The 24454-nt window shown below is 70.7% G+C and carries 26 protein-coding genes; 17 read left to right on the top strand and 9 right to left on the bottom strand.

The genetic code is table 11. The annotated features are described in order from the left end of the window. Nucleotides 1-9 precede the first annotated feature (9 nt). The 3 genes from EAO79_RS04405 to EAO79_RS04395 all read right to left on the bottom strand — a co-directional run bounded on the left by EAO79_RS04405 (nucleotide 10) and on the right by EAO79_RS04395 (nucleotide 2976). Complete coding sequence (locus tag EAO79_RS04405) at nucleotides 10-387, bottom strand: RidA family protein (RefSeq protein WP_079704440.1); 378 nt, start codon at nucleotides 385-387, stop codon at nucleotides 10-12. A 4-nt stretch (nucleotides 388-391) separates the two neighbouring features. Beyond that, on the bottom strand, nucleotides 392-1381 hold the full coding sequence (locus EAO79_RS04400; protein ID WP_124767930.1) for a helix-turn-helix transcriptional regulator: 990 nt from the start codon (nucleotides 1379-1381) through the stop codon (nucleotides 392-394). Between the two features lie 95 nt (nucleotides 1382-1476). Further along, nucleotides 1477-2976, bottom strand: a complete 1500-nt coding sequence (locus EAO79_RS04395; protein WP_124767929.1) for a glycoside hydrolase family 36 protein — start codon at nucleotides 2974-2976, stop codon at nucleotides 1477-1479. A 143-nt stretch (nucleotides 2977-3119) separates the two neighbouring features. Between EAO79_RS04395 and EAO79_RS04390 the strand changes: the two genes are divergently transcribed. Beyond that, nucleotides 3120-4334, top strand: a complete 1215-nt coding sequence (locus tag EAO79_RS04390) for an ROK family transcriptional regulator (RefSeq protein WP_241160982.1) — start codon at nucleotides 3120-3122, stop codon at nucleotides 4332-4334. A 28-nt stretch (nucleotides 4335-4362) separates the two neighbouring features. Here the strand turns inward: EAO79_RS04390 and EAO79_RS04385 are convergent, their stop codons facing one another. Both EAO79_RS04385 and EAO79_RS04380 read right to left on the bottom strand, forming a co-directional pair. Next, nucleotides 4363-5415, bottom strand: a complete 1053-nt coding sequence (locus EAO79_RS04385; protein WP_124767928.1) for a Gfo/Idh/MocA family protein — start codon at nucleotides 5413-5415, stop codon at nucleotides 4363-4365. After that, nucleotides 5412-6293 carry a sugar phosphate isomerase/epimerase family protein gene (locus tag EAO79_RS04380; RefSeq protein WP_164486893.1) on the bottom strand — a complete coding sequence of 294 codons (882 nt, stop codon included), beginning with the start codon at nucleotides 6291-6293 and terminating at the stop codon, nucleotides 5412-5414. Before EAO79_RS04380 ends, EAO79_RS04385 begins: the two co-directional genes overlap by 4 nt. Before the next feature lie 100 nt (nucleotides 6294-6393). Here EAO79_RS04380 and EAO79_RS04375 point away from each other — a divergent pair, with 100 nt between their 5' ends. The 7 genes from EAO79_RS04375 to EAO79_RS04345 all read left to right on the top strand — a co-directional run bounded on the left by EAO79_RS04375 (nucleotide 6394) and on the right by EAO79_RS04345 (nucleotide 10730). Continuing rightward, complete coding sequence (locus EAO79_RS04375) at nucleotides 6394-7089, top strand: HAD hydrolase-like protein (protein ID WP_194599907.1); 696 nt, start codon at nucleotides 6394-6396, stop codon at nucleotides 7087-7089. A gap of 89 nt (nucleotides 7090-7178) precedes the next feature. Beyond that, a complete protein-coding gene (locus EAO79_RS04370) occupies nucleotides 7179-7772 on the top strand; it encodes a sulfite oxidase-like oxidoreductase (RefSeq protein WP_086472594.1) in 594 nt (197 codons plus the stop codon). A gap of 38 nt (nucleotides 7773-7810) precedes the next feature. Beyond that, on the top strand, nucleotides 7811-8497 hold the full coding sequence (locus tag EAO79_RS04365) for a ferredoxin reductase (protein WP_241160981.1): 687 nt from the start codon (nucleotides 7811-7813) through the stop codon (nucleotides 8495-8497). Beyond that, nucleotides 8497-8754 (top strand): DUF6510 family protein, encoded by a 258-nt coding sequence (locus tag EAO79_RS04360; protein ID WP_124767926.1) that lies wholly within the window; start codon nucleotides 8497-8499, stop codon nucleotides 8752-8754. Before EAO79_RS04365 ends, EAO79_RS04360 begins: the two co-directional genes overlap by 1 nt. Nucleotides 8755-8887: 133 nt before the next feature. After that, nucleotides 8888-9724, top strand: a complete 837-nt coding sequence (locus EAO79_RS04355) for an alpha/beta fold hydrolase (protein WP_124767925.1) — start codon at nucleotides 8888-8890, stop codon at nucleotides 9722-9724. A 25-nt stretch (nucleotides 9725-9749) separates the two neighbouring features. Next, on the top strand, nucleotides 9750-10301 hold the full coding sequence (locus tag EAO79_RS19500) for a TetR/AcrR family transcriptional regulator (RefSeq protein ID WP_305790874.1): 552 nt from the start codon (nucleotides 9750-9752) through the stop codon (nucleotides 10299-10301). 51 nt (nucleotides 10302-10352) lie between these two features. Then, a complete protein-coding gene (locus tag EAO79_RS04345) occupies nucleotides 10353-10730 on the top strand; it encodes a VOC family protein (RefSeq protein WP_071261898.1) in 378 nt (125 codons plus the stop codon). Between the two features lie 6 nt (nucleotides 10731-10736). Here the strand turns inward: EAO79_RS04345 and EAO79_RS04340 are convergent, their stop codons facing one another. Then, nucleotides 10737-11150, bottom strand: a complete 414-nt coding sequence (locus EAO79_RS04340; RefSeq protein ID WP_124767923.1) for an ASCH domain-containing protein — start codon at nucleotides 11148-11150, stop codon at nucleotides 10737-10739. A 143-nt stretch (nucleotides 11151-11293) separates the two neighbouring features. Here EAO79_RS04340 and EAO79_RS04335 point away from each other — a divergent pair, with 143 nt between their 5' ends. From EAO79_RS04335 to EAO79_RS04320, 4 genes are read left to right on the top strand one after another with little or no spacing between them, the layout of a single operon-like run. Beyond that, entirely contained in the window at nucleotides 11294-12433 is a 1140-nt protein-coding gene (locus EAO79_RS04335; RefSeq protein ID WP_124767922.1) for a ThiF family adenylyltransferase, read from the top strand. Nucleotides 12434-12491: 58 nt separating this feature from the next. After that, nucleotides 12492-13727, top strand: coding sequence for a gephyrin-like molybdotransferase Glp (gene glp / locus EAO79_RS04330; protein ID WP_124767921.1), 1236 nt, complete (start codon nucleotides 12492-12494; stop codon nucleotides 13725-13727). After that, nucleotides 13724-14707: a bifunctional molybdenum cofactor biosynthesis protein MoaC/MoaB gene (moaCB, locus tag EAO79_RS04325; RefSeq protein WP_124767920.1), complete on the top strand. Its 984-nt coding sequence runs from the start codon at nucleotides 13724-13726 to the stop codon at nucleotides 14705-14707. The genes glp and moaCB overlap by 4 nt, the downstream gene beginning before the upstream one ends. Continuing rightward, entirely contained in the window at nucleotides 14700-15128 is a 429-nt protein-coding gene (locus tag EAO79_RS04320; RefSeq protein ID WP_056011786.1) for a molybdenum cofactor biosynthesis protein MoaE, read from the top strand. The genes moaCB and EAO79_RS04320 overlap by 8 nt, the downstream gene beginning before the upstream one ends. Before the next feature lie 72 nt (nucleotides 15129-15200). Here EAO79_RS04320 and EAO79_RS04315 read toward each other — a convergent pair whose 3' ends face one another. Then, entirely contained in the window at nucleotides 15201-15767 is a 567-nt protein-coding gene (locus tag EAO79_RS04315) for a dihydrofolate reductase family protein (RefSeq protein ID WP_124767919.1), read from the bottom strand. A 93-nt stretch (nucleotides 15768-15860) separates the two neighbouring features. On the opposite strand from EAO79_RS04315, the gene EAO79_RS04310 reads away from it, so the two are divergent. Genes EAO79_RS04310 through EAO79_RS04300 form a run of 3 tightly spaced genes read left to right on the top strand, consistent with a single transcriptional unit; the run spans nucleotide 15861 to nucleotide 19553 of the window. After that, complete coding sequence (locus tag EAO79_RS04310) at nucleotides 15861-18470, top strand: excinuclease ABC subunit UvrA (RefSeq protein WP_124767918.1); 2610 nt, start codon at nucleotides 15861-15863, stop codon at nucleotides 18468-18470. Between the two features lie 35 nt (nucleotides 18471-18505). Next, nucleotides 18506-19048, top strand: a complete 543-nt coding sequence (locus EAO79_RS04305; RefSeq protein ID WP_124767917.1) for a hypothetical protein — start codon at nucleotides 18506-18508, stop codon at nucleotides 19046-19048. A gap of 37 nt (nucleotides 19049-19085) precedes the next feature. Next, nucleotides 19086-19553, top strand: coding sequence for a BLUF domain-containing protein (locus EAO79_RS04300; RefSeq protein ID WP_124767916.1), 468 nt, complete (start codon nucleotides 19086-19088; stop codon nucleotides 19551-19553). Here EAO79_RS04300 and EAO79_RS04295 read toward each other — a convergent pair. Then, entirely contained in the window at nucleotides 19550-19807 is a 258-nt protein-coding gene (locus tag EAO79_RS04295; protein WP_079704425.1) for a MoaD/ThiS family protein, read from the bottom strand. The two genes, EAO79_RS04300 and EAO79_RS04295, sit on opposite strands and share 4 nt — an antisense overlap. Next, nucleotides 19800-20867, bottom strand: a complete 1068-nt coding sequence (gene moaA / locus EAO79_RS04290) for a GTP 3',8-cyclase MoaA (RefSeq protein WP_064293946.1) — start codon at nucleotides 20865-20867, stop codon at nucleotides 19800-19802. Before moaA ends, EAO79_RS04295 begins: the two co-directional genes overlap by 8 nt. A 90-nt stretch (nucleotides 20868-20957) precedes the next feature. Between moaA and EAO79_RS04285 the strand changes: the two genes are divergently transcribed. After that, nucleotides 20958-22523 carry a molybdopterin-dependent oxidoreductase gene (locus EAO79_RS04285; RefSeq protein ID WP_124767915.1) on the top strand — a complete coding sequence of 522 codons (1566 nt, stop codon included), beginning with the start codon at nucleotides 20958-20960 and terminating at the stop codon, nucleotides 22521-22523. 194 nt (nucleotides 22524-22717) lie between these two features. Beyond that, nucleotides 22718-24454: an ABC transporter ATP-binding protein gene (locus tag EAO79_RS04280; protein WP_079704423.1), complete on the top strand. Its 1737-nt coding sequence runs from the start codon at nucleotides 22718-22720 to the stop codon at nucleotides 24452-24454.

Below are 24454 nucleotides of genomic sequence, written 5' to 3'. Positions count from 1 at the left end.
GCGTGGTCCTCAGGCGACGAGCTCGATCTCGACGCGCGCGCCGAGCGGCAGCCCGACGACCGCGACCGTGGTGCGCGCAGGGTAGGGCGCCGAGAAGACCGTCTCGTAGACGCGGTTCATCGCGGCGAAATCGGCCATGTCGACGAGGTACACGTTCACCTTCACGACATCGCCGAAGCCTCGACCGGCGGCCGTCAGCACCGACTCGAGGTTGGCGAACACCCGCTCGGTCTGTGCCGCGACGTCGCCCTCGACGAGGGTTCCGGTCGAGGGGTCGATGGGCGTCTGCCCCGAAAGGTGGAGTGCCCCGCTCGGGCCGGACGCCGCATGCGAGTACGGCCCGACGGGTTCGGGCGCGTGCGGGTCGGTCACGGTGGATCGGGTCATGGCCTCAGCCTAGGGAACGCGGGCGGGTTCCGATGGTGTTCGACGAGGCCAGCGTCGCACTCGGGTACTCGCCGAAGCGTCGCGAGTACCCGGCGGCGAACCGCCCCAGATGACCGAACCCCCACCGACGGGCGACGTCACCGACCGTCGTCCGTCCGGGGTCGGCGTCCCGCAGGTCGTCGCGGACGCGGTCGAGCCGGACCGCGCGGAGGTAGTCGGCCGGTGTCACGTCGAACTCCCGGCGGAACGCCGACTGCAGACTGCGGAGGCTCATGCCGGCCGCCGCTGCGACGTCCTCGGTGCGGATCGGCAGATGAGCGTTCGCGACGAGGTACTCCACCGCGGTCCGCGTCCGAGCGCTGGCGGCGACGGCCACCTCGGTCGGCGGCCGGAGCGCGAGGTGCGGGAACGTCTCGAGCAACGACACCGCGGCCGCTCGCCTGGCCTCCGCGCGCAGGAGCGCCGGGCTGTCGTCGTCGTAGACCACCCCTGCGACGGCCGCGACGGAGGCGTTCCATCGGTGGAGTCCCGCGCCCGACGGGCGGAACGTCGTGTCGAACCGGATCGGACCCACCGACCCCTCGGTCTCCCCCGCGACACCCTCGAGATAGGCGCCGCCGAAGTGCATCATGTTGAGCCGGTAGTCGATGAGGTCGAACTGCGCGGGGCGGTCGTTGGCGAACATCGCCGGCTGCCCGTGCAGGAACTTCATCGGCGAGCCGAGCAGGTCTGAGACGCCTTCGCCACGCGTCATCCAGGAGACCACGTACTCGCCCTGGGTGAACGACGCACCCGTGATCCGTCCCTCGACCTGCGAGGCACGGAGGGAGAGGTCGTCGTCGCCGGTCGAGGTGAAGCGGTATCCGAACTCGGCGGCGGTCGGCTCGACCGTCATCCCGCCGATCCGGTAGGCCTCGCGGTAGAGTTCGCGAGCGTCGTCGACGTCGCTCCCCGCGGCCTCGAACCGCTCCGCGGACCCTGGTTTCGCGCTCATCCTGCTCAGAATCCCACGACTGTGCCAAAGCTCCACTTCCGGGCGGTCGGCGTTCGTTTATCGGATAACACCGGATCGCCGCCGAGCGCCAGGCGTCACCCGATGTACGAGGTGTCGGAGCGGGCCTCTCCCGCCACGACGGCAGTCAGGTCGACCTCGCGGCCGTCGAGGCGGAACGTGAACCGCCCCGTCTGTTCGACCGTCGGCGTCTCCGTGAGGTACTGGCGGAGTTCGGCGCGTTCGCTCTCGTGCAGCCAGACCACCGGGTCGGAGGTCGACTTGAACTCGAGGATGGCGGCGACGTCTTGGAGCATGCGACGTTCGACGGGGTCGAGGAGGTTCCGAGCGCTGCGGAAGTAGACGGCGTCGGGGTCGACCTCGTAGACGTCCTTCAGCCAGACGCGGTTGACGGAGTCGACGATGGAGTTCCAGGCCCCGACGCCCGACGGATCGCCGACCCGTTCGGCGTTGTCCCAGAACGGACCGACATCCGGCCCCACGCGCGCGCCGTCGAATACCCCGATGGACGGGATCATCGGGACGCCGCAGCCGAGCAGGTACACGTCGTCGCCGACGGTCTCCCTGATGAACGAGATCGCGTCCCGGTAGGCGGTTTCGCGGTGGACGTCCTGGTGCCGCCGCCCGGTGACGGCGCCCGCGTACATGAAGTCGAGCTTGAGGTAGCTGAAGCCCCACCCGGTGACGCGCTCGAAGACCTCGCGGAGGTGGTCCTGCACCTCCCGCTGGGTGGTGTCGAGCGAGTAGTAGTGGGAGTTCCAGTTGTAGCCGGTCGCCAGCGGGCGGCCGGCGTCGTCCTGCACGAGGAGGTCGGGGCGCTCCCGCGCGATCGTGGAGTCGGGAAGCGCGATCATCGGGGCGAGCCAGAGCCCCGGGCGGAACCCGGCTTCGGCGATGCGACCGGCGGTCGCCTGCATGCCCGACGGGAAGTCCGGTCCGGCCGTCCAGTCGCCCACGATCGGCTCCCAGCCGTCGTCGAGCTGGAACACGTCGAAGGGGTACCCGGTGAGATCGGCGACGGTGCGGGCGACCAGCTCCTCGTCGATGCCCTCGTAGTAGGAGTACCAACTGCTCCAGACGCGACCGGCGCGCTGCGAGCGCCGCCCGAGCCGTTCGGACAGGATCGCCGCGTAGTCGGCGAAGGCCTGCTGCTCCGGCCCGAACGTGACGAACCACTCGGCTTCGTCGGTCTCGCTCCGCGCCCAGATCGTGTTGCGGTCGGCACCGACCCGGGGGTTGCCGAGCCCGAGGGTCCCGATGAGCAGTACGGTGCCGTCCGGCCCCTCGATGGCTCCGACACCACTGCCGGAGTGGAGGTGCGGGGTCTCGTTGACCGCGTCGTCGGCGGTGAGCAGCCGGTCGGGGCTGTTCTTGATGCCGATGGTCTCGCCGTCGGTGGTGGTCCACCCGCTCGGGCTCCACGAGTTCCAGCCGTGCCGGTAGAAGCCGGTGTCGCCGAAGGGGTGGAGGAGCGCGACCGGACCTGCGGGCACGACGAACCCCGAGCTGGTGGCGGTCGGTTCGCCGGCGAGGTTCGCGGGGATGCGGAGGTCACCGAAGGTGAAGGTGTGCAGCATGGCCGGCTTTCTCTCTGGGTGGGCGCGCGCTCGGCGTCGACGTGGGTTTCCCGACTGCCGCCGCGGGGCTGCCGCGGGTAGAGTCGAGGAGGCGGAGTTAATACTGCAACGTGCCGTGAAAAGTCGCAAGAGGGGAATGGCGAATGCCTCGAGAGGCGATGGTGGAGCCGTCCGGCGGATCGATGGGCAGTCGGTCGTTGCTCCGGAGGATGAACTCGCTCGGTGTGCTGCGCGCCCTGCTCCCGCAGCCACTCACCCTGCGGGAGCTGGCGGACGCGTCCGGGCTGTCTCGGACGGCCATCGACGCGATCGTGACGGATCTCGTCGAGATGGGCTGGCTCGAATCCGTCGAACGCGCCTCCGCGTCCCGGATCGGCAGACCCGCCACCGCCTTCCACGTGCGCGCCGGACTCGGCCACCTCCTGTCGCTCGACATCGGCGCGAACCACATCCACGCCGTCGTGACCGACCTCGCCGGTGCCGTCCTGGGCCAGCGCACGGCTCGCCTGCCCGAGGATGCGGGCGCGCCCGAGCGCATCACCCTGGCGCTGGCGACCGGCGATGCGGTGCTCAGCACCCTCGACCTCACCCGCGGGTCGGTGTGGATCGTCGCCGTGGGATCCCCCGGCGCGATCGGCCGGGACGGCGAGGTGCTGCACTTCGGCGGAACGGGACTCCCGGACTGGGTCGGACTCAACCTGCGCGGGCGGTTCGAGCAGGAGTTCGACGGAGCCGTCCTGGTGGAGGGCGACGTTGCGCTCGGTGCCCGCGCGGAACTGACCGTCGGCGCGGCACAGGGCCACCGCGACGTCGTCTATCTCCTCTGCGGCGTGCGCACCAGCGCCGCCTCCATCGTCGACGGGAAGGTGCATCGCGGCGTGCACGGTGCGGCAGGGATCGTCGGCGAGATGCCCGAACTCCGGTGGTCCCGCCTGAACGAGCGGTACGGCGAGTCGGTCCTCGGCTCACCACGGCCGTCCCGCGAGGAGATCTTCGATGCGGCTCGCGCCGGTGATCGGATCGCCCTGACGGCGATGGACGAGTTCGCGGACGACCTGGCCACCGGCGCAGCGGCCATGGTCCTCGCTCTCGATCCGGAACTCCTCGTGGTCGGCGGCGGCAGTGCTCCGGGCGCGGACGTCTTCCTGCCGCGTTTCATCCGCACCCTCGGCGAGATCTGCCCGCTGCCACCGGACGTGGTCGTCTCCTCGCTGGGTTCGGAGGCGGTGGCGATGGGTGGCGTGAGCCTGGCGTCCCAGCACCTCGACACCGTCCTGCAGACGGCCGTCCGAGACGTGGAGCGGTTCCCCGACCCGGACGGAGCGCAGCTGCTCGTCAAGCGGACCGCAGCGTCCTGAGCCGTCACAGCCCGCCGCGGGTGGTGGCTCAGCGACCGCCGAGCTGCGCGGCGACGACCGACGACCGTCGCTCGGGGATCGCCGCGTCGTAGACGTCCTGGATCACGTCGAACGCCTTCCGCGCTTCTGCGGGGTGGAGCCAGAAGGCGCCCGGCTCGTCGAGCCCCGCGTAGAAGTCCTGGATCAGCCGTTCATGGGACACGCCCCAGTAGGCACGCGCTCCGCTGGCCATCACCCGCTCGACGGTGGTCTCGACGCGTCCATCGGCGAAGCGTGCGGTGAGTTCGGCCCCCAAGCTCAGCGTGCCCAGCTCGCAGACGACGTCGATCGTCACGGGTAGGTTCGCGACCCCGGCGACCGTCGCGTAGACCGTGCTCGTCGCGCCACCCGCGTGCACGATGCGCAGCTCGGCCGTGTCCTCGACCTCGATCACCTCGGCGAGCGCGCGGGTGGCGATCGACCCCGTCGCCTCGAGCGGGTCGCCGACCAACCACTGCACGAGGTCGATCGTGTGGATCGCCTGGTTCATGAGGAGTCCACCGCCGCCGGTCTCCCAGCGACCGCGCCACGGGCGATCCTCGTAGTAGGCCGCCGTCCGATGCCACGGCACGACCGCCGAGGCGCCGAGCACTGCGCCGAGCTCACCCGAGTCGAGGAGTTCCTTGGCGCGCTCCGCCGGCTGGTTGTAGCGGTTCTGAAAGCACACCGCGATCTTCGCGCGACTGTGCTCCGCCGCGGCCAGGAGCCGTTCGGCCTCATTGCGCGTGTGGGCGAGGGGCTTCTCGAGGATGACACTGATCCCGCGCTCGAGCGCCCGGATCGCCTGGTCGGCGTGCAGGTGGTGCGGGGTGCAGATGTGGACGACGTCGGGTCGCGCCTCGTCGAACAGTCGATCGAGGTCGGTGAAGCCCGGGACACCCGTCGCAGCCATCGCCGCATCGAGCCGACCGGCGTCGACGTCGCACACCGCCACGAGCTGCGCACCGGGCACCGTTCCGATCGCCGCGATGTGGAGGGCGGAGATGTCGCCGCACCCGACCACGGCGACGCGACGGAGGACGGGTGCGGGCCCGCGGCTCATCGCAGCTCGATCCCCAGCTCGTCGGTGAGCCTCCGGAAGGCCCGGGCGGCCACGCCGAACGAGGCGGGACCCGAGAAGCCGCCGAGCGCGTGGGTGTCGGCGAGGTGCGGCTCGAGCGAGGCGAACCCCGCGTAGCCGTCGTCGCGCAACGCCGTGAGCGTTTCACGCAGTTGCCCGTCGCCCTCGCCGGACGGCACGACCTGGCCGCTCTCGGCGACCGCGTCCTTGACCTGCAGGTAGTCGAGGTACGGGCGCAGCATCGCGTAGCCGTCGTCGAACGGCGCGACGCCCACCTGGACGAAGTTCGCGTTGTCCCAGGCGAGGCGGAGTGCGGGCGATCCGACCGACTCGACGAGGTCGAGAATGCGCTCCGGGACGTCGCCGTAGATGTCCTTCTCGTTCTCGTGCAGGAGCACGACCCCCTCCCGCTCGGCCAGGTCGGCGAGCAGGCGCATGCGGACCAGGACGTCGTCGCGGGTGGCCTCCACCGGCACGCCCTCACCGCGGAAGAAGGAGAAGATCCGGATGTTGGGGGTCCCGAGGGCATGTGCAGCGGCGATCGCTCGCTCGAGGCGGGCGACCTCCAGCTCGGCGTCGAGGGCCACGTCGACCTTGCCGATCGGCGATCCGATGGCGGACACGCCCATGCCGGACCGCTGCAGCTGCGCACCGAGTCGGGCGAGCTGGTCGGCGTCGAGGTCGATGATGTTGACGCCCCACGCGCTCCGGACCTCGATGTGCGATGCACCGAGCGCCTCGAGCACGGCGATCTGCGTCGTCGGGTCGGCGTCGATCTCGTCTCCGAAGCCCGACAGGGTCCAGCTCACCGGTTGTTGTGCATTCACGTGCGCTTCCGCCTTCGCGTTCGTTCTCGTCATCGGGAACCAGGCAGTCGGGCTGCCGGTCCTGTCAGCCTACGGCTCTGGCAACCGGTTGACAACCCTCCGCAGCCGGAGGGGTCGCCCTAGGATGGAGCGTGTGACCGATCTCTACCTCGCGAGTACGACCGTGTCCTTCCACCGCAGCTGGTCCTGCGTACTGTTCGACCTCGACGGCACGATCGTGGACTCGGCTCCCGGCATCATCTCCCGCATGAAGACGACCCTGGCGAACGTCGGTGCCGTCGTCCCGTCCGACGAGTCACTGCTGCGTTGGGTCGGGCCGCCGCTGCTCGACTCCTTCCGCGACTTCGCGGACATGGACCCGTTGCAGTCGCAGCTCGCCCTCACCGAGTACCGTCGCCAGGTCGCCATCGAGGGCGCCGAGGTCGGCACCGCGGTGTTCCCGGGCGTCGCCGGACTGCTCGCGCGCATCTCCGAGGCCGGGATCCCGATCGGGCTCGCGACCTCGAAGCCCGAGTCGCAGGCGAACACGATCCTCGACCACTTCGGCCTGAGCCAGTACTTCACCGTCGTCACGGGTGCCTCCGAGGACGAGGTCCGCAGCAGCAAGGCCGACGTCGTCGGCGAGGCCCTCCGGCGCCTCACGGCCGCCGGCGTCGACACGTCCCGCACCGTGCTGGTCGGCGACCGCCTCCACGACATCGAGGGCGCGGCTGCGCACGGGATCCCGACGATCCTCGTCGAGTGGGGCTACGGCTCGCCCGCGGAGGCCACCGGCGCCCTCGCCGTCGTCCACTCGATCGACGCGCTGTCGAACCTCATCACCGGCTGAGCGAGACCGGAACCACTTGGTGACCCCAGGAGGGCCTGGCTTCACCGACACCTGCTCACTAGGGTGATGACCATCCTGAGGAGGTCGACATGGCGGTGTTCACACGCGGTTTCGGAGGACGGGCACGGGAGCAGGACGACCGACTCCCGCCCGGTCAGTTCCTCACCGAGGACTTCCCCGTCCTGTCCGCCGGACCCACGCCGCGGATCGACACCGATGAGTGGGAGTTCCAGATCCGCACGGAGACGGGCGAGACCCACCGCTGGGACTGGGCGGCCATGCAGGCCCTCCAGCAGGACGACATCACCCGCGACATCCACTGCGTGACCCGCTGGACGAAGCTCGGCACGAGCTGGCAGGGCGTCTCCCTCGACACGCTCTTCGCCGAGGTCGAGAGCGGCTACGACTTCGTGATGGCCCACTCCTACGGCGGTTACACGACCAACGTCCCACTCGACGACCTCCTGGACGGCAAGGCCTGGATCGCCACCGGCTTCGACGGCGAGCCGCTCGCCGCGGAGCACGGCGGCCCGGCACGACTCCTCATCCCGCACCTCTACTTCTGGAAGAGCGCGAAGTGGATCCGCGGCCTCGTCATGCAGCAGGACGACGAACCGGGGTTCTGGGAGCAGAACGGCTACCACGCCTACGGTGACCCCTGGCTCGAACAGCGGTACTCGTGAGGCGCTCGGGCCATGTCGACGTCTGGAAGGCGGCCACCGTGGTCACGGCGACGCAGCTGACCCCATCGGGGCGGAGCCTCGTCCTGGACGCCCCCGGCTGGGGCGGGAACCTCGCCGGGCAGCACGCCGACGTCCGCCTCACCGCACCCGACGGCTACCAGGCGGTCCGCTCCTACTCGATCGCCTCGGCCGACGCCGGTGACCGCATCGAGATCGCCGTCGACCGGGTCCCCGACGGTGAGGTCTCCCCGTTCCTCGTCGACGCGATCGAGGTCGGCGACCAGGTCGAGGTGCGTGGCCCACTGGGCGGCTGGTTCGTCTGGCGCCCCGAGGACACGGAGCCGGTCCTCCTGATCGGCGGAGGTTCGGGCATCGTGCCGCTCATGGCGATGGTGCGAGCGCACGAGGCGGCCGGGAGCACGACGCCGTTCCGACTCGTGTACTCGGTCCGCTCACCGCAGGACGCCTTCTTCGCCGACGAGCTCGCTGCGGCGACCGGGGTCGAGGTCACCTGGATCTACACCCGGCGAGCGCCCGATGGCTGGCCTCGTCCCGCCGGCCGTCTCGTCGCGGCCGACCTGCAGGCGCTCGAGTCCACCGGCGGCGAGGCCCCGTCGGTGTTCGTCTGCGGACCGACCGGCTTCGTCGAGGCGGTCGCCGACACCCTGGTCGCGATCGGCCATGATCCGGCCCGCATCAAGACCGAGCGGTTCGGAGGCGCGTGATGAGCTCGCATCTGGACGGCAACGTCCTCGCCGGAACCCTGTCGGAACTGACCGGCACCGACCCGAGCGGCACGATGTCGCAGTGCCTCGGGTGCCGCGACGTCTCGCCCCTCGCCGCGGAGCTGGTGTTCGGCACCCCGGACGCGTGGGTGGTGCGCTGCCGGCACTGCGACGACGTCCTGCTCGTCGTCCTCCATCACGAGGAGACCACGCGCGTCACCCTCGACGGCGTCCGCTGGTGGACCGACCTCGGCTGACCGCCCCTCCCCCGCACTCGTTCGCCCATCCTTGGGCGAACGGAGCCGCCGCTTCTGTCGCCCGAAGATGGGCGAACGAACCTCGTCCATCAAAGCTATTGACATTAGCCAAACGGCGATGCAGACTAGCTTCATGAACACGAACCCGGCATCGACAGGGCCTGCCACCCGCTACCTCGACCGTCCCGAGGGCAAGATCGCCTACGAGATCCAGGGAGACGGCCCGCTCGTCGTCCTCGTCCCGGGAATGGGCGAGCTCCGCTCCTCCTACCGCTTCCTCGCTCCCGCGCTCGTCCAGGCCGGGTACCGCGTCGCCTCCACCGACCTCCGTGGTCACGGCGACAGCGACACGACGTTCTCCTCGTACGGCGACGTCGCGACCGCCTCGGACATCCACGCCCTCATCCGCGACCTGGGTGCCCCGGCCGTCGTCATCGGGAACTCCCTCGCTGCCGGCGCGGGCGTGATCGTCGCCGCCGAGCACCCGGAGGACGTGTCGGGTCTCGTCCTCGTCGGGCCCTTCGTCCGCAACCCGAAGGCGGGCGCCGTCATGCAGGCGGTCTTCCGCGCCATGATGGCTCCGCTGTGGATCGCACGGGTCTGGAAGGCCTACCTCCCCACGCTGAACGCGGGCCGGAAGCCGGTCGACTTCGACGACTACCTCGCCGACGTCTTCGCAAGCCTGCGTCGCCCCGCCTACGGCAAGGCCTTCTCGCAGACGACCAGACAGACCGACCATGCCCCGGCCGAGGCTGCGCTCCCCGGCGTGAGCGCTCCGACGCTCGTGATCATGGGCACCAAGGACCCCGACTTCCCCGACCCCGCAGGAGAGGCCCGCTGGATCGGCGACACCCTGCAGGCGGAGGTCGTCCTCGTCGAGGACGCCGGCCACTACCCGCAGGCCCAGCAGCCCGAGGTCACCTCGCAGGCCGTCCTCGGCTTCCTCCAGTCGGCGCTGCACCGTGCCTAGGGCGGGACTCAGCCGCGCGCGCGTGGTGGACGAAGCGACTGAACTCGCCGACGAGGTCGGGCTCGAGGGGCTGACCCTCGCCGCCCTCGCCGAACGGCTCGGCGTCCGGCAGCCCTCGCTCTACAAGCACCTCGACTCGCTCGCCGGACTCCGCCGGAGCATCTCCCTCCAAGCGAAGGGCGAGCTCGGCGACGTCCTGCTGCGCGCCGCCGTCGGCCGTTCGGGCGCGGATGCGATCACGGTGATGGCCGGCGCCTACCGGGAGTGGGCCCTGGAGCACCCGGCACGCTATACGGCCGCGCAGTGGATCGCCGGGCCGGAGGATGAGGAGGACGCGGCGGCATCGCTCGGCGCCATCCAGGTCATCAGCGACGTCCTCACGGCCTACGAGCTCCGCGGCGACGACGCCATCGACGCGATCCGCGCGTTCCGCTCCACCCTGCACGGCTTCGTCTCGCTCGAGGCGGCGGGCTCCTTCGGCCTCGACCGCGACCTCGACCGGAGCTTCGACCGCCTCGTCCGTGGGTTCACGATCACCCTGACCCGTTGGGCCGAGACCGCTGGGGACGAGTCCTAGCCGATCCGCAACGGGTTCCGCTGCACGACGCGTGCGGGGTAGCGTGCCGTCATGTCATGCCGCATCAGTGAACTCGTCCTGGACTGCCGCGATCCGGAAGCGCTCGCCCGCTTCTGGTGCGAGGTCCTCGACTTCGTCGTGCTCGACCGAGACGAGGACGGGGTGGAGATCGGAGCGCGGGACGGCTTCGGTGGATCGCAGCCGACCATCATCCTCAGCCGCAGCGACGACCCGCCGCAGCCGAAGTCGAAGCTCCACATCGACGTCAGCCCGACCGACGGCGACCAGGACGCCGAACTCGAGCGCCTGTTGGCCCTCGGAGCGCGCCCGACGGACATCGGGCAGACGGGCGACGAGTCGTGGCACGTCCTCGCCGATCCCGAGGGCAACGCCTTCTGCCTCCTGCGCACGCCCGTCAAGCCGGTCTGATCGGCCTCAGTCCCGGGCGATGAGGGCGAACCGTTCGAGGACGACGAGCGTCGTGTCGTCGACGCGGAAGTCGGCGCCGAGTTCGGCCTGCATCTCCGGTGAGGTCCAGAACCGCTCGTGACCGGCACGCCAGTCGGCGACCGAGGCGTAGCCTTCGCCCTCCGCCAGAGCGTGAGCCAGTGGCACCTCGCCCAGCGGTACCACCTCGACACCCACCGTCTCGATGACGAAGCGGTGAGCGCCATCGGAATCGACGACGATTCCGCGCTGCCCGACCGCCGGCAACTCCTCGCCTGCCACCTCGTACTCGTGCGCCAGGGAACTCGTCGCGACCTTCTCGCCGGACTCGATCGCCGCCACCAGCCTGTCCCGCAGCGGGCCGGGGAACGCGAACTCGACGATGGGGAGGTGGTCATCCATGCGTCCATCCCAGCATCGATCGACGCGTCGTGCCACTGCACCACTCCTGTCGGTTTCTCGCGGCGGCGCCTGCTGCCTCCTGCGGACGCGAGCGGATGCGGTCTGAGGGCCGGCGGGCACGGTGCCGGTGGGATAATCGGCGCATGTCCTCGACCGCGCGGTACGCCAGGCAGCTCGCCCTCCCCGGGTTCGGACCAGCGGCGCAACAGCGTCTCGCCGACGCACGGGTGCTGATCGTCGGCGCCGGCGGCCTCGGCAGCATCGTCATCCCGGCGCTTGCCGCTGCCGGTGTCGGTTCCGGTGACGGCGCGATCCACCTGGTGGACGACGACACGGTCGAGCTCAGCAACCTGCATCGGCAGACCGTCCACAGCACCGCGGACGTCGGCCGTCCGAAGGTCGACTCCGCCGGGGACCGCGCCCTCGCCGTCAACACCGATGCGACGATCCTCAGGCACCGCCTCCGCCTCGGACCCGGCGAGATCATGGGCCTCCTGGCCGACGCGGAGATCGACCTCGTCATCGACGGCAGCGACAACTTCGAGACCCGTTACCTGGTCGACGACGCCGCGACGCTCGCCGACGTCCCACTCGTCTGGGGTGCGGTCTCGCAGTACGGCGGGCAGGCTGGACTCAGCTGGTCGTCTCGCGGCCCGCGCTACCGCGACCTCTTCCCCCACCCGCCGACGGACGGTTCGGTGCTCTCCTGCGAGGCCGGCGGCGTCCTGCCCACCACGGTCGGGGTCATCGGGTCCATCATGGCCACCGAGGCGATCAAGGTGCTCACCGGGGTCGGGACCCTCTCGCTCGGCCGGGTGACGATGTTCGACGGGCTGAGCGGCGGGTTCCGCGAACTCCGGTACGAGCGCGACCCCGCGGGCGCCCGGCAGGTGTCGCTCGATGAGCATCTGCATCGGACGCCAGGAGGGGACACGGCGAGCGCCGCAGCGGCAGCCCCGCACGAGCCGCGACACGGCGGCCGCACGATCACCGCACCGCAGCTCGCGGCGAGCGACGATGAGGCCGTCCTGCTCGACGTCCGGGAGCCGTGGGAGGCGGAGATCGCCCGGTTGCCCGGTTCGACGCTGATGCCGCTCGGCTCGCTCCCCGAGACGCTCCACGGGCTCGACCCCGAGACGCCCGTGGTCGTCTACTGCCACCACGGCATCCGATCCGAGTCCGCGCTTCGCCTGCTCCTCGAGCGCGGCTACTCGGCCGTCCATCTCGAGGGCGGCATCGACGCGTGGTCGCGGCTCGTGGATCCGACCGTCCCCCGCTACTGACCGCGGCTCCGAACACCCCGTGCAGCCCCACCGACCGACCTCGACGACGGGAACCACCATGACGACGCCAGCGCCCACGAGTCGGAAGACCGTCGAGCAACACGCCTCCGACGTCGCAGCCCTCCTCGACGACGTAACCGACACCGGCGCCGAGCACGTGCCGACCGACGAGGCCGCAGCTCGGGTGACGGCGGTGGCGGTGCCGTCTCCGGTCGACCTGCCGCTGTTCCGCAACTCGCAGATGGACGGCTTCGCGGTTCGGGCGGCAGACCTCACGGGCGATGAGACGCGACTGCGGGTGGTGGGCGAGATCGCCGCGCGCCCGATCGACCCCGCGCCGCTCGAGGCGGGGACCTCGGTGCGCATCATGACGGGCGCGGTCGTTCCGCCGGGTGCGGACGTCGTCGTGCCGGTCGAGGAGAGCGAGGTCGAGACGGATCCGGACGGTGTCGAGACCGTTCTCCTCGGTCCTGCGCGCGGCGGTGGCGAGCGCCCGGTGGGGCTGTTCGTCCGGGAACGCGGGAGCGACGTCCGCGCCGGCGAGGAGCTGCTGCCGGCCGGCGTGCGCCTCGCTTCACGACACCTCGCCGTGTTGGCTGCGGCCGGGATCACGACCGTCGAGGTGCGTCGGCGGGTGCGGGTCGCGATCGTCACGACCGGTGCCGAACTCGTCGAACCCGGCGAGACGCCGACGCTCGGCCAGACCTTCGACTCCAACGGGACCGCGCTGGCGGCCGCTGTCGTCGCAGCCGGGGCCGAGGTCAACGCCCGTGCGCGCGTCGTCGACGATGCCGACGTCCTGCTCGCCCTGCTCGACGACCTCCACGGCGAGGTCGATCTCATCCTCACCTCCGGCGGGATCTCCATGGGTGAGCACGAGGTCGTCCGTGACGTCCTCGGTCCGCTGGGTGGCTGGATCGGTTCGGTCGCGATGCAGCCCGGCGGACCACAGGCGCTCGGCGCCCACCGGGGCGTCCCGATCATCGCGTTCCCCGGCAACCCGGTGAGCACCCAGCTCTCGTTCGAGGTCTTCGTCGCTCCGGTCCTCCGCCGGGTCGCGGGGCTGCCGCAAGCGTCGCGCGTGCCGGCCGAACTCGCGGTCGCCGTGCGTTCGGTGCCCGGCAAGCGCCAGTTCCTCCGCGGACGCCGACGAGACGATGGCCGGGTCGAACCGGTCGCGGGCCCCGGCTCGCACCTGGTCGCCGGGCTCGCGGCCTCCGACGTGCTGATCGTGATCCCGGAGGACACGCTCGAGCTCGGCGCCGGTGACGCTGTGGAAGCATGGGCACTATGACCGGGCTCACACACCTCGACGACGACGGCCGCGCACGCATGGTCGACGTCGGCGACAAGGCCACGACGAAGCGGGTCGCGACGGCGACCGCGACCTTCACCACCCGACCAGACGTGATCGCACTCGTCCAGGCGGACGGCCTGCCGAAGGCGGATGTCATCGCGACCGCTCGCATCGCGGGGATCGCGGGGGCCAAGCGGACGAGCGAGCTCATCCCGCTGTGCCACCAGCTCGCGCTGTCGTCCGTGAGCCTCGACTTCGCATTCACCGAGGACTCCATCGTCATCACCGCGACGGCGAAGACCACCGGCCAGACCGGGGTCGAGATGGAGGCCCTGACGGCCGCGTCGATCGCCGGCCTGACCCTGCATGACATGGTCAAGGCCGTCGACCCGGCCTCGGTCCTCGGCGACATCCGGCTGCTGGAGAAATCCGGCGGCAAGCGCGGGAACTGGACGCCGGAAGCGTCGGAGCCGATCGAAGCACCTGTGGCGCGAACGGTCCGTCCGCGAACCGCGGCCGTCATCGTCGCGTCGACCGCCGGCGCGGCCGGCACGCGCGAGGACCTCACGGGGCCGCGCATCTCCGCGTGGTTGTCCGAGCACGACTACGCGGTCGATGCGGTGACGGTCGTGTCCGACGCCGACGTGCACCTCGCGATCACGGCAGCCCTGGACGCCGCGCCCGCAGTGCTCATCACGACGGGCGGCACCGGCCTCTCGCCGAGCGACCGCACCCCGGAGGCGACGCAGCCCCACCTCGACCGCGAGCTGCCCGGCATCGCGGAGGCGATCCGCACCCTCGGGTCGACCAAGACCCCGACCGCGGCGCTCAGTCGTGGGCTCGCCGGGGTCTCCGGCGGCACCGTCGTGGTGAACCTGCCCGGGTCGACCGGCGGCGTGAAGGACGGGCTCGCGGTCCTCGACGGCCTGCTCGACCACCTCGTCGCCCAGATCGCCGGAGGTGGCGCGCATGAGTGAGTCGACGGTTCCCGAGGTCCTCGCCCTCATCTCGGAGTCGCCCCTCGACGCGCACGCGATCGAGGACTTCGTCGCGGCGCCCGCCAACGGCGCACTCGTCGCCTTCCGAGGGATCGTGCGCGACCACGACCACGGCGAGGCGGTCGACGCCCTCGACTACCGCGCCCATCCCGATGCCCAACGGTTCCTGGAGGACTGCTGCCGGACGGTCGCCGCGGAGACCGGCCTCCGAGTGGCGGCAGCGCATCGCGTCGGGTCGCTCGTCGTCGGCGACCTGGCCCTCGTGGCCGCCGTCGCCGCCGCGCACCGGGCCGAGGCGTTCGCCGCCTGCGAGCGCCTGGTCGAGGAGATCAAGCGCACCGTCCCCATCTGGAAGCGCCAACACCTGGCCGACGGCGAGACGGAATGGGTCGGCCTGTAGCGGCTCGTCCTCGATTCGCCCCGAGTGGTCGCACGCACGAAGCGTGGGCGACGATCCGGGGCGAATCGACTGTCAGCGCGGCAGCACGTCGTAGGTGATGCGCACGAGCCCGTCCTCGGGCGTCGCGTGGGTACCGCGGAGCCGCAGGCGGACGTCGGCGTCGAGGTCGCCGAAGAGGCGGGCGCCCGAGCCGATGAGCACCGGTGCGACCGACACGGTGATCTCATCGACGAGGCCCGCACCGAGGAACGCCTGGATGGTCCTGCCGCCGTCGATGTAGACGCGGCCGGCCCCGGCCTTGTCGAGCAGGGCGGCCGCCTCGTCGAGCGACCCGGCGACCGTGATGCGGTCGTCCCCGACCTCGAGCGTGGTGCTCAGCACGACGACCCGCTTGCCGTCGAACGGCCACTCGCCGAAGCCGAGGACGGTGTCGTAGGTAGTGCGGCCCATCACGAGGGTGTCGATCGTCGGGAAGAACGAATCCCAGTCGAACGCCGGGTGCTGCCCTGGCGCATCCGCGGTATGCCCCCGCGGCTCGAGCTCGGTGAGCCAGCCGAGGTCACCGTCGGGCCCTGCGATGAAGCCGTCGAGGCTCACGCCGATGAAGACACAGCCGTGCCAGGATCGTTCACGAGTCATGAGGACGATCCTGCCGTCCACCCCCGACATCGCGCATCGGGCGGGGCACGTCAACCGGTCGCCCACCGGACCGCGGCGACGTAGGGTGATCTGATGCCCGAACACGCCCCCGAAGCATCCGACCCGTTCGTCCGCGTCCGGGGAGCCAACGAGAACAACCTCCGCAACGTGGACGTCGACGTGCCGCGCGATGCGATCGTCGCCTTCACCGGGGTCTCCGGCTCGGGCAAGTCGTCGCTCGCGTTCGGCACCATCTTCACCGAGGCGCAGCGACGGTACCTCGAGTCCGTCGCACCGTACGCCAGGCGGCTGATCCAGCAGGGTCATGACCCGCACGTCGACTCGATCTCAGGACTGCCACCGGCGGTCGCCCTGCAGCAGCGTCGCGGCGCCCCCAGCTCGCGCTCCAGCGTCGGCACGGTGACGACCCTCTCAAACTCGCTCCGCATGCTCTTCTCGCGCGCCGGCACCTTCCCCGAGGGGTTCACGACCCGACTCGACTCGGACGCCTTCTCCCCCAACACCGCCGTCGGCGCCTGCCCGGAGTGCCACGGCATCGGCGTCGCGCACACGGTCACCGAGGACTCCCTCGTGCCCGACCCGTCGTTGAGCATCCGCGAGGGCGCGATCGCCGCCTGGCCGGGAGCCTGGCAGGCGAAGAACCTCCGCGACATCACCATCGCCCTCGGATACGACGTCGACCGACCCTGGCGGGAGCTCGACCAGGAGGACCGCGACTGGATCCTCTTCACCGAGGAGCAGCCGGTCGTGCAGATCACGCCGCAGCGCGACCGCGTCGCGAAACCGTACAACGGCATGTTCTGGAGCGCCAAGCAGTACGTCTTCCACACCCTCTCCGACTCCAAGAGCCAGATGATGCGGAACAAAGTGCTGCAGTTCGTGCGCTCGGGTCCGTGCCCGCTCTGCCACGGCACGGGACTCCGCCGCGAGGCGCTCGCGGTCACCTTCGCCGGCCGCACGATCGCCGAGCTCAACGCCCTGCCGATGACGGAACTCGCCGAGGTCATCCGCCCCACCACGGAGCTGACCGACGCGGCGCCCGCGCTCCCGACCACGCTCTCCGGCGAGCGCACCGACGTCGCCGTCGCCATCACGACCGACCTCCTCGCGCGCATCCGCGTGCTCACCGACCTCGGACTCGGCTACCTCGGACTCGGGCGCGTGACGACCACGCTCTCCCCAGGCGAGATGCAGCGGCTCCGGCTCGCGACCCAGCTGCGCTCCGGGCTCTTCGGCGTGGTCTACGTCCTCGACGAACCGTCAGCGGGTCTGCACCCGGCCGACGCGGAGCCCCTCCTCGAGGTGCTGGAGCAGCTGAAGCGCTCCGGCAACTCGGTCTACGTCGTCGAGCACAACATGGACGTCGTCCGGAACGCGGACTGGATCGTCGACGTCGGCCCCGGCGCGGGTGAGGGTGGCGGCGACGTGCTCTACAGCGGCGCCGTCGAGGGTCTCGCCGACGTCGAGGCGTCGGCGACCCGTCCGTTCCTCTTCCCCGACCAGCACGGTCCGGCTCCCGAGCGACGAGCACTCCGTGAGGCGCGCGACTGGCTCGAGGTGGAGGGCATCACGCTCCACAACCTCGCCGGCGTCGACGCCTCGATCCCCCTCGGGACGTTCGTGGCCGTCACCGGTGTCTCCGGTTCCGGCAAATCGACCCTCGTGAGCCGCGTCCTCCGCGACGTCGTGCGCGATCACCTGCGGGCAGACGGCCGGACGACGGACGACGTCGCAGACGATGACGACGAGGTGCCCGCCGATCCGGATGCGGCCGAGGGTTCCGGCCTGGCGGAGGCGACGGTGCCGGACGGACATGCCGACACGCTCACCGTCCGCCGCGTCCGAGGGCTCGAGCACGTCGACCGCCTCGTCCGGGTCGACCAGAAGCCCATCGGACGCACACCGCGGTCGAACCTGGCCACCTACACCGGCCTCTTCGACGCCGTCCGCGCCGCCTTCGCCGCCACGGACCTCGCCCGCGAACGCGGCTACACGGCCGGCCGGTTCTCGTTCAACGTCGCGGGAGGTCGCTGCGAGACCTGCCTCGGTGAGGGCTTCGTGTCGGTCGAGCTGCTGTTCCTCCCCGGCAGCTACGGCAAGTGCCCGACCTGTGACGGCGCTCGGTACAACGCTGAGACCCTCGAGGTCACCTACGACGGGAAGTCGATCGCAGACGTCCTCGCACTCACGGTCGAGCAGGCGGCCGAGTTCCTCGCGGCCGTCCCGGCGGCTGCGCGCAGCCTCCGCACCCTGCTCGAGGTCGGCCTGGGGTACCTGCGGCTCGGCCAGCCGGCCACCGAGCTGTCGGGCGGTGAGGCGCAGCGCATCAAGCTCGCGACGGAACTCCAGCGGGTGCGACGCGGCCACACCCTCTACCTCCTCGACGAGCCGACGACCGGCCTCCACCCGGCCGACGTCCGTCGTCTGCTGGCGCAACTGAACGCGCTCGTCGACTCCGGCGACACGGTCGTCGTGGTCGAGCACGAGATGGACGTCGTCGCGGCGGCCGACTGGGTGATCGACCTCGGACCGTCCGGCGGCGACGCTGGTGGACGCATCGTGTCCGCGGGCACGCCGGACACCGTCGCCGCAGACCCCGACAGCCGCACCGCGCCCTACCTGGCGAAGCGACTGGCGTTGCTCGGAGCGGCACCGTCACCGGAGGACGCGTCGGCGGGATGACGCCCCGCCGTCGCCGAGCGCCTAGCGTGGAGTCCATGCAGACGACCGATGCACGCCGTGACCTCCGCGCTCAGCGCATCGCCGTCGTCGTCTGGGCGGTCGCCGCGACGGTGATGCTGGTGCTGGCTCCCATCGAGGAACTCATCTGGGCGCCGCTCGCGATGACGGACGACTCCTACGGCATCGAGGCGATCTACGGGGTGTTCACGCCCACCACCCTGGCCGTCGGCCTCGTCGGTGTCGCGATCGCGTTCCTGCTCGGCCTCACAGCCATTCTGGTGTTCACCCACTTCGGATGGCGCGGCCGGCTCGGCACACACTGGGTCCACGTCGCGACACTCGGTTCGATGCTCGTCTGGCTCGGTCTCCTGGCCATGTTCGTCGCCGGCTTCGGCGTCGGGAACACCGTGTCCGACGAGATCCCGCCGTACGTCGGCCGGTCGTCATCGATCGGTGAACTGCTCCAGATGCTCGCGCTCGTGGCGTTCCTGGCGACCGTCGTCGGAGCGATCTGCTCGCTCATCCTGATGTTCCGGTCGGCCGGGGTGGCCCGTCGCGCTTGGCAGGCTTCGCGATGAGCCCCTATCCGACACCTGACGTGTAAGGTCACGGAGTATGACGCAGCCCGAATCCGCGTTCCTCTCCCTGACCTACGTGAGCACCTCCGCTGCGCCGCTGACCCAGACCGCCCTCGAAGCGATCCTCCGGCAGTCCCGCGACAACAACGGACGCTCCGGCCTCACCGGCATGCTCGCCGTGCGCGGCGACGACTTCTTCCAGGTGATCGAAGGGCCTCCTACGGCCGTGCGCCACGTGCTGCAGCGGTTGCGCGAGGACACCCGACACAGCGAGCTGCGGGTCCTGGTCGAAGAGGAGATCGACTACCGGCGGTTCCCGGACTGGACCATGCGCTGCGAGAACCTCGACGACTACCCGGCTGATTCGGTCCCCGGCTACCGCGCGTCGCACGAGGACGAATCGGATGCACGGCGCCATCGCATCCTGGACCTCCTGCGATGGTTCCAACACCGCGCGACCCGCGCCCTCGCCGAGCGTGGTCGCTCAGCGACGTCCCCGTCCTAGCCGCCGGCGAAGGGTGGGAGGACGTCGACCCGGGCGCCGAGCGGACGGGTGTCGTCGCGACTGACGACGCCGTCGACCAGGAACGAGCCTGACGCGAGGACCTTCGCCATCGCGTCGCCGTAGCGCTCGAGCAGCACCGACTTCAGCTCGCCGACCGTCGCGACCGCCGGCAAGGACTCCTCGGGGACGCCGGCGGCCTCCTCGGCAGCGGCGAAGTAGCGCACGAGCACCTGCAGGGTCGTCGTCTCAGCCACCGATCGCTCCCATGCTCCGCTCGGGACGGACGAAGTCGGGTGACGCGATGCGGTGCCCGGCCTGCTTGTGCCACATCGCCGCGCGCCAGCGATCCGCGATCTCGACGTCCTCGACGCCCGAACGCAACATGCCCCGAAGGTCGGTCTCGTCGTCGCCGAAGAGGCAGGAGCGGATCGTCCCCTCGGCGGTGAGACGCGTGCGGTCGCAGTCGTCGCAGAACGAGCGCGTGACCGAGGCGATGATGCCGACCGTGGCCGGGCCGCCGTCGACGAGCCACTCCTCTGCGGGAGCGGAGGGGTCCTCGCGATGCGGGGCAGTGAGCGTGAAGCGGGAGCCGAGGACGTCGAGCAACTCGGCCGCGTCGACCATGTTCTCCCGCACCCACGCCTCGTCGGCGTCGAGCGGCATCTGCTCGATGAAGCGGAGGCGGCAACCGTTCTCGATCGCCCAGGAGAGCAGGGCGACCGCGCCGTCGAGCGTGTCGCGCATGAGGACGGCGTTGATCTTGAGCGGCGTCAGCCCGGCGCGCTTGGCGGCCTCGATGCCGGCCAGGACGGCGGGGAGTCGGTCGCGACGCGTGAGTCGCGCGAAGTGGTCGCGGTCGACGGTGTCGAGGGAGATGTTCACGCGGGTGAGCCCGGCGGCCACGAGCTCGTCGACGCGCTTGTCGAGTCCGATGCCGTTCGTCGTCATGGAGATCGAGGCGTCGCCGGCGACCGCGGAGCTGCGGGCGATGATCTCCGCGAGGTCGGGGCGCATGAGCGGCTCGCCACCCGTGAAGCGGATGTCGTGCACCCCGAGGTCGCGGACGGCGATCTCGACGAGGCGACCGATCTCGGTGGGCGTCAGCAGGTCGTCGCGGGCGATCGCGGGGAGACCCTGCTCGGGCATGCAGTACGTGCAGCGCAGCGAGCACTTCTCCGTGATCGACACCCGGAGGTCGCGGGCGACCCTGCCGAAGCGGTCGATGAGGCCGTCGACGTCGGGGCGCCCGGCAGCGTCCGGGATGTGCCTGAGCGGCGACCCGATGCGTGGGATTCCGAGCCCGACTGTGGTCATCCCCCCAGAGTACGGGGATGGACGGCCGACTTGCCCCTCTAGAGCCGCTTCGGGGAGGAACGCCCAGCGGGCGCGCGTAGCATGACGGACATGGAGCCCCGCCGCCGCACCCTGCTCGCCGGTGCGTCCGGCGTCGTCGCAGCCGTCGCCACCCTCGGCTCGGCCGAGGCCGTCGCAGCCTTCGTCGCCCCCGCGAGCTCGCCACTGCTCGCCGTGGGTTCCCTCGTGATCGACCTCGTGCCCGGGTGGGTGAAGGACCTCGTCATCGCCCTGTTCGGCACCAACGACAAGCTCGTGCTGCTCATCGTGCTCGGCGTCCTGGTCGCGGCCCTCGCCGTCGGGATCGGGATCCTCGAGGAGCGTCGCCCGGTGGTCGGCAGCATCGCGCTCGCGCTCGTCGGTGTCGTCGCGGTCGTCGCAGCGATCACCCGCGCGGACGCGGGCCTCGACTGGGCGTTCCCGAGCGTCGTCGGTGCCGCGGTCGGCATCCTCGTCCTGCGACTGCTCGTCACCCGGCTCCGCACCTGGGACGACGCGACGGTCGCGGATGAAGCCCGGCCGGTCGTCGGCGCCTCCCGGGCCGAACTCCCCCGGCGCTCCTTCCTCGTCCTGCTCGGCGGCACCGCGGTCGGCGCACTCGTCGTCGGCGTCGGCGCGCGCGTCGCGTCGGCCGGAGCGGTCGCCGTTGAGACCATCCGGAAGGCGCTCAAGCTCCCGACGGCCGCCGTCGCCGCACCGCCGGTCCCCGCCGGAGCCGAACTCGGTATCGACGGACTCACCCCGGTCGTGTCGGCGAACGACTCCTTCTACCGGATCGACACGGCCCTCCAGGTGCCGAACATCGACCCCTCGACCTGGAGCCTCAAGATCACCGGCATGGTTGAGCAGGAGGTCGAGATCGGGTTCGAGGAACTCCTCGCCCTCCCGCTCCAGGAGTCGATCATCACGCTGACCTGCGTCTCGAACCCCGTCGGCGGCGACCTCATCGGCAACGCGCTCTGGCTCGGGTATCCGATCCGCGAGTTGCTCGCCCGCGCGAAGCCCAAGGCCGGGGCCGACATGGTCCTGTCGCGGAGCATCGACGGGTTCACCGCCGGCACTCCGCTCGAGGTGTTGCAGGACGAGGATCGCGACAGCCTCCTCGCCGTCGGGATGAACGGGCAACCGCTCCCGCTGCAGCACGGCTTCCCGGTGCGCATGGTCGTCCCGGGCCTGTACGGGTACGTCTCCGCCACGAAGTGGGTCGTCGAGCTGGAGGTGACCCGCTACGCGGACGCCCGGGCCTACTGGACCGACCGCGGCTGGTCCGAGCGCGGGCCCATCAAGACGGAGTCGCGCATCGACGTACCCCGCAACGGTGGACGTGTCGCGGCGGGGAACGTCGCGATCGCCGGCGTCGCCTGGGCACAGCACACGGGCGTGAACCGGGTCCAGGTCCGGATCGACGACGGCGACTGGCTCGACACGACGCTCGCGACCGCCATCTCCGACGACACCTGGGTGCAGTGGGTCCTCCAGTGGGACGCCCCGGCCGGCGACCACACCATCGCGGTGCGCGCGACCGACGCCGCGGGCAAGACGCAGAGCGAGACCCCCGTCGACGTCGTCCCCGACGGCGCGGAGGGCTGGCACACCATCTCCGTCGGCGTCGACTGACCCGAGATCATCACGATTCCGAACCGGGACACCACCGTGTCACCGGTGCGGAGTATCGTCACTCGGGCACGTCCCTCACGCTCCCGTCCGGCTGCGCCGCCGACCGGAGCACTGGTCTCGCGCCAGGCCCGCTCCACCTCGTCACCCGTCCGCGCGATGCCCCGCGCCGGACACGAACCGTCTAAGGACCTCACGTGGCCCTCCTCGCCCTCGCCCTCCGACACGCCAAGCCGTACGCGGCCTGGGTGGTCGCGGTGTTCGTGCTGCAGCTCGTCTCGACGATCGCGGCCCTCTACCTCCCCAGCCTGAACGCCCAGATCATCGACCAGGGCGTCTCCCGGGGCGACACGGACTTCATCTGGTCCACCGGCATGACGATGCTGCTCGTCTGCCTCGTCCAGGTGGCCGCAGCCATCGGCGGGGTCTACTTCGGCGCCCGCACCGCCATGGCCATCGGCCGCGACCTGCGCCGGGAGTTCTACCGGAAGGTCGACTCGCTCGGCGCCCTCGAGATCGGCGGCTTCGGCAGCGCGACGCTCATCACGCGCGGCACGAACGACGTCCAGCAGGTCCAGATGCTGATCCTCATGACCCTCAACTTCATGGTGTCCGCACCGATCATGTGCGTCGGCGGCATCATCATGGCCCTCCGTGAGGACGCGGGGCTGTCCTGGCTGGTGTGGGTGTCCGTGCCGGTGCTCTTCATCATCGTCGGGTTCCTGGTCTACCTGCTCATGCCGCTGTTCCGGCAGATGCAGGACCGCATCGACGGCATCAACAGCGTGCTGCGCGAGCAGATCATCGGCATCCGCGTCGTACGCGCCTTCGTCCGCGAGCCGTTCGAGTCGGAGCGCTACAACCGTGCGAACGAGGCGCTCACGCGCGTCTCGATCAAGGTCGGCAACATCTTCGTCCTCATGTTCCCCGTCATCATGATGGTCCTGCACCTCGCGACCGCCGCCGTCCTCTGGTTCGGCGGTCAGCGGGTGGACGCCGGACAGATGCAAGTCGGTTCCCTCACCGCGTTCCTCCAGTATCTGCTCCAGATCCTCACCTCGGTGATGATGGGCGTCTTCATGGTCATGATGATCCCTCGCGCGGTCGTGTGCGCCGAACGCATCCAGAGCGTCCTCGACACCGAGCCGAGCCTCACGGTGCCGACCAGCACCGACATCCGCGTGCCGTCCGTCGGTCGCGTCGAGTTCACCGGCGTCACCTTCGGCTACCCCGGCGCGGAGCGACCGGTCCTGTCGGACGTGACGTTCACGGCGGAGCCCGGCAAGACCACCGCGATCGTCGGCTCGACCGGCTCCGGCAAGACGACGCTCCTCTCGCTCATCCCGCGCCTCTACGACCCGCAGCAGGGCCACGTCACCATCGACGGCGTCCCCGTCTCGCAGCTCACCCGGCAGCAGATCGCCGGGGTCGTCGGGATCGTGCCGCAGAAGCCGTACCTGTTCTCGGGCACGATCGCCTCGAACCTCCGGTTCGGACGTCCCGACGCCACCGACGACGAGCTGTGGAGCGCCCTCGACGTCGCGCAGGCTGAGGACTTCGTCCGCGCGAAGCCGAAGATGCTGAACGACGGCGTCGCCCAGGGTGGCACGAACGTGTCCGGCGGCCAGCGTCAGCGCCTGTGCATCGCCAGGGCCCTCGTCGCGAAGCCCCTGGTCTACCTCTTCGACGACTCGTTCTCGGCCCTCGACGTCGCCACCGACGCCCGACTCCGGGCAGCCCTCGGCGACAGCACCGCCGACGCGACCGTCATCATCGTCGCGCAGCGCATCGCGACGATCCGCGAGGCCGACCACATCATCGTCATGAACGACGGCGGCATCGTCGGCCGCGGCACCCACGACGAACTCCTGGAATCCAACGAGACGTATCGCGAGATCGTCCAATCGCAGCTCGCTGTGGAAGGGGTGGCGTGA

The organism is Plantibacter sp. PA-3-X8 (assembly GCF_003856975.1).
Lineage (GTDB): Bacteria > Actinomycetota > Actinomycetes > Actinomycetales > Microbacteriaceae > Plantibacter > Plantibacter auratus.
This window is presented reverse-complemented; position numbering and strand designations above follow the sequence as displayed.

Bases quoted from the DNA above. Each gene is read 5' to 3' on its own strand.
- EAO79_RS04405 (WP_079704440.1), bottom strand. From the start codon at position 387: ATGACCCGATCCACCGTGACCGACCCGCACGCGCCCGAACCCGTCGGG.
- EAO79_RS04400 (WP_124767930.1), bottom strand. From the start codon at position 1,381: ATGAGCGCGAAACCAGGGTCCGCGGAGCGGTTCGAGGCCGCGGGGAGC.
- EAO79_RS04395 (WP_124767929.1), bottom strand. From the start codon at position 2,976: ATGCTGCACACCTTCACCTTCGGTGACCTCCGCATCCCCGCGAACCTC.
- EAO79_RS04390 (WP_241160982.1), top strand. From the start codon at position 3,120: ATGCCTCGAGAGGCGATGGTGGAGCCGTCCGGCGGATCGATGGGCAGT.
- EAO79_RS04385 (WP_124767928.1), bottom strand. From the start codon at position 5,415: ATGAGCCGCGGGCCCGCACCCGTCCTCCGTCGCGTCGCCGTGGTCGGG.
- EAO79_RS04380 (WP_164486893.1), bottom strand. From the start codon at position 6,293: ATGACGAGAACGAACGCGAAGGCGGAAGCGCACGTGAATGCACAACAA.
- EAO79_RS04370 (WP_086472594.1), top strand. From the start codon at position 7,179: ATGGCGGTGTTCACACGCGGTTTCGGAGGACGGGCACGGGAGCAGGAC.
- EAO79_RS04360 (WP_124767926.1), top strand. From the start codon at position 8,497: ATGAGCTCGCATCTGGACGGCAACGTCCTCGCCGGAACCCTGTCGGAA.
- EAO79_RS04355 (WP_124767925.1), top strand. From the start codon at position 8,888: ATGAACACGAACCCGGCATCGACAGGGCCTGCCACCCGCTACCTCGAC.
- EAO79_RS04345 (WP_071261898.1), top strand. From the start codon at position 10,353: ATGTCATGCCGCATCAGTGAACTCGTCCTGGACTGCCGCGATCCGGAA.
- EAO79_RS04340 (WP_124767923.1), bottom strand. From the start codon at position 11,150: ATGGATGACCACCTCCCCATCGTCGAGTTCGCGTTCCCCGGCCCGCTG.
- EAO79_RS04335 (WP_124767922.1), top strand. From the start codon at position 11,294: ATGTCCTCGACCGCGCGGTACGCCAGGCAGCTCGCCCTCCCCGGGTTC.
- glp (WP_124767921.1), top strand. From the start codon at position 12,492: ATGACGACGCCAGCGCCCACGAGTCGGAAGACCGTCGAGCAACACGCC.
- moaCB (WP_124767920.1), top strand. From the start codon at position 13,724: ATGACCGGGCTCACACACCTCGACGACGACGGCCGCGCACGCATGGTC.
- EAO79_RS04320 (WP_056011786.1), top strand. From the start codon at position 14,700: ATGAGTGAGTCGACGGTTCCCGAGGTCCTCGCCCTCATCTCGGAGTCG.
- EAO79_RS04315 (WP_124767919.1), bottom strand. From the start codon at position 15,767: ATGACTCGTGAACGATCCTGGCACGGCTGTGTCTTCATCGGCGTGAGC.
- EAO79_RS04310 (WP_124767918.1), top strand. From the start codon at position 15,861: ATGCCCGAACACGCCCCCGAAGCATCCGACCCGTTCGTCCGCGTCCGG.
- EAO79_RS04305 (WP_124767917.1), top strand. From the start codon at position 18,506: ATGCAGACGACCGATGCACGCCGTGACCTCCGCGCTCAGCGCATCGCC.
- EAO79_RS04300 (WP_124767916.1), top strand. From the start codon at position 19,086: ATGACGCAGCCCGAATCCGCGTTCCTCTCCCTGACCTACGTGAGCACC.
- moaA (WP_064293946.1), bottom strand. From the start codon at position 20,867: ATGACCACAGTCGGGCTCGGAATCCCACGCATCGGGTCGCCGCTCAGG.
- EAO79_RS04285 (WP_124767915.1), top strand. From the start codon at position 20,958: ATGGAGCCCCGCCGCCGCACCCTGCTCGCCGGTGCGTCCGGCGTCGTC.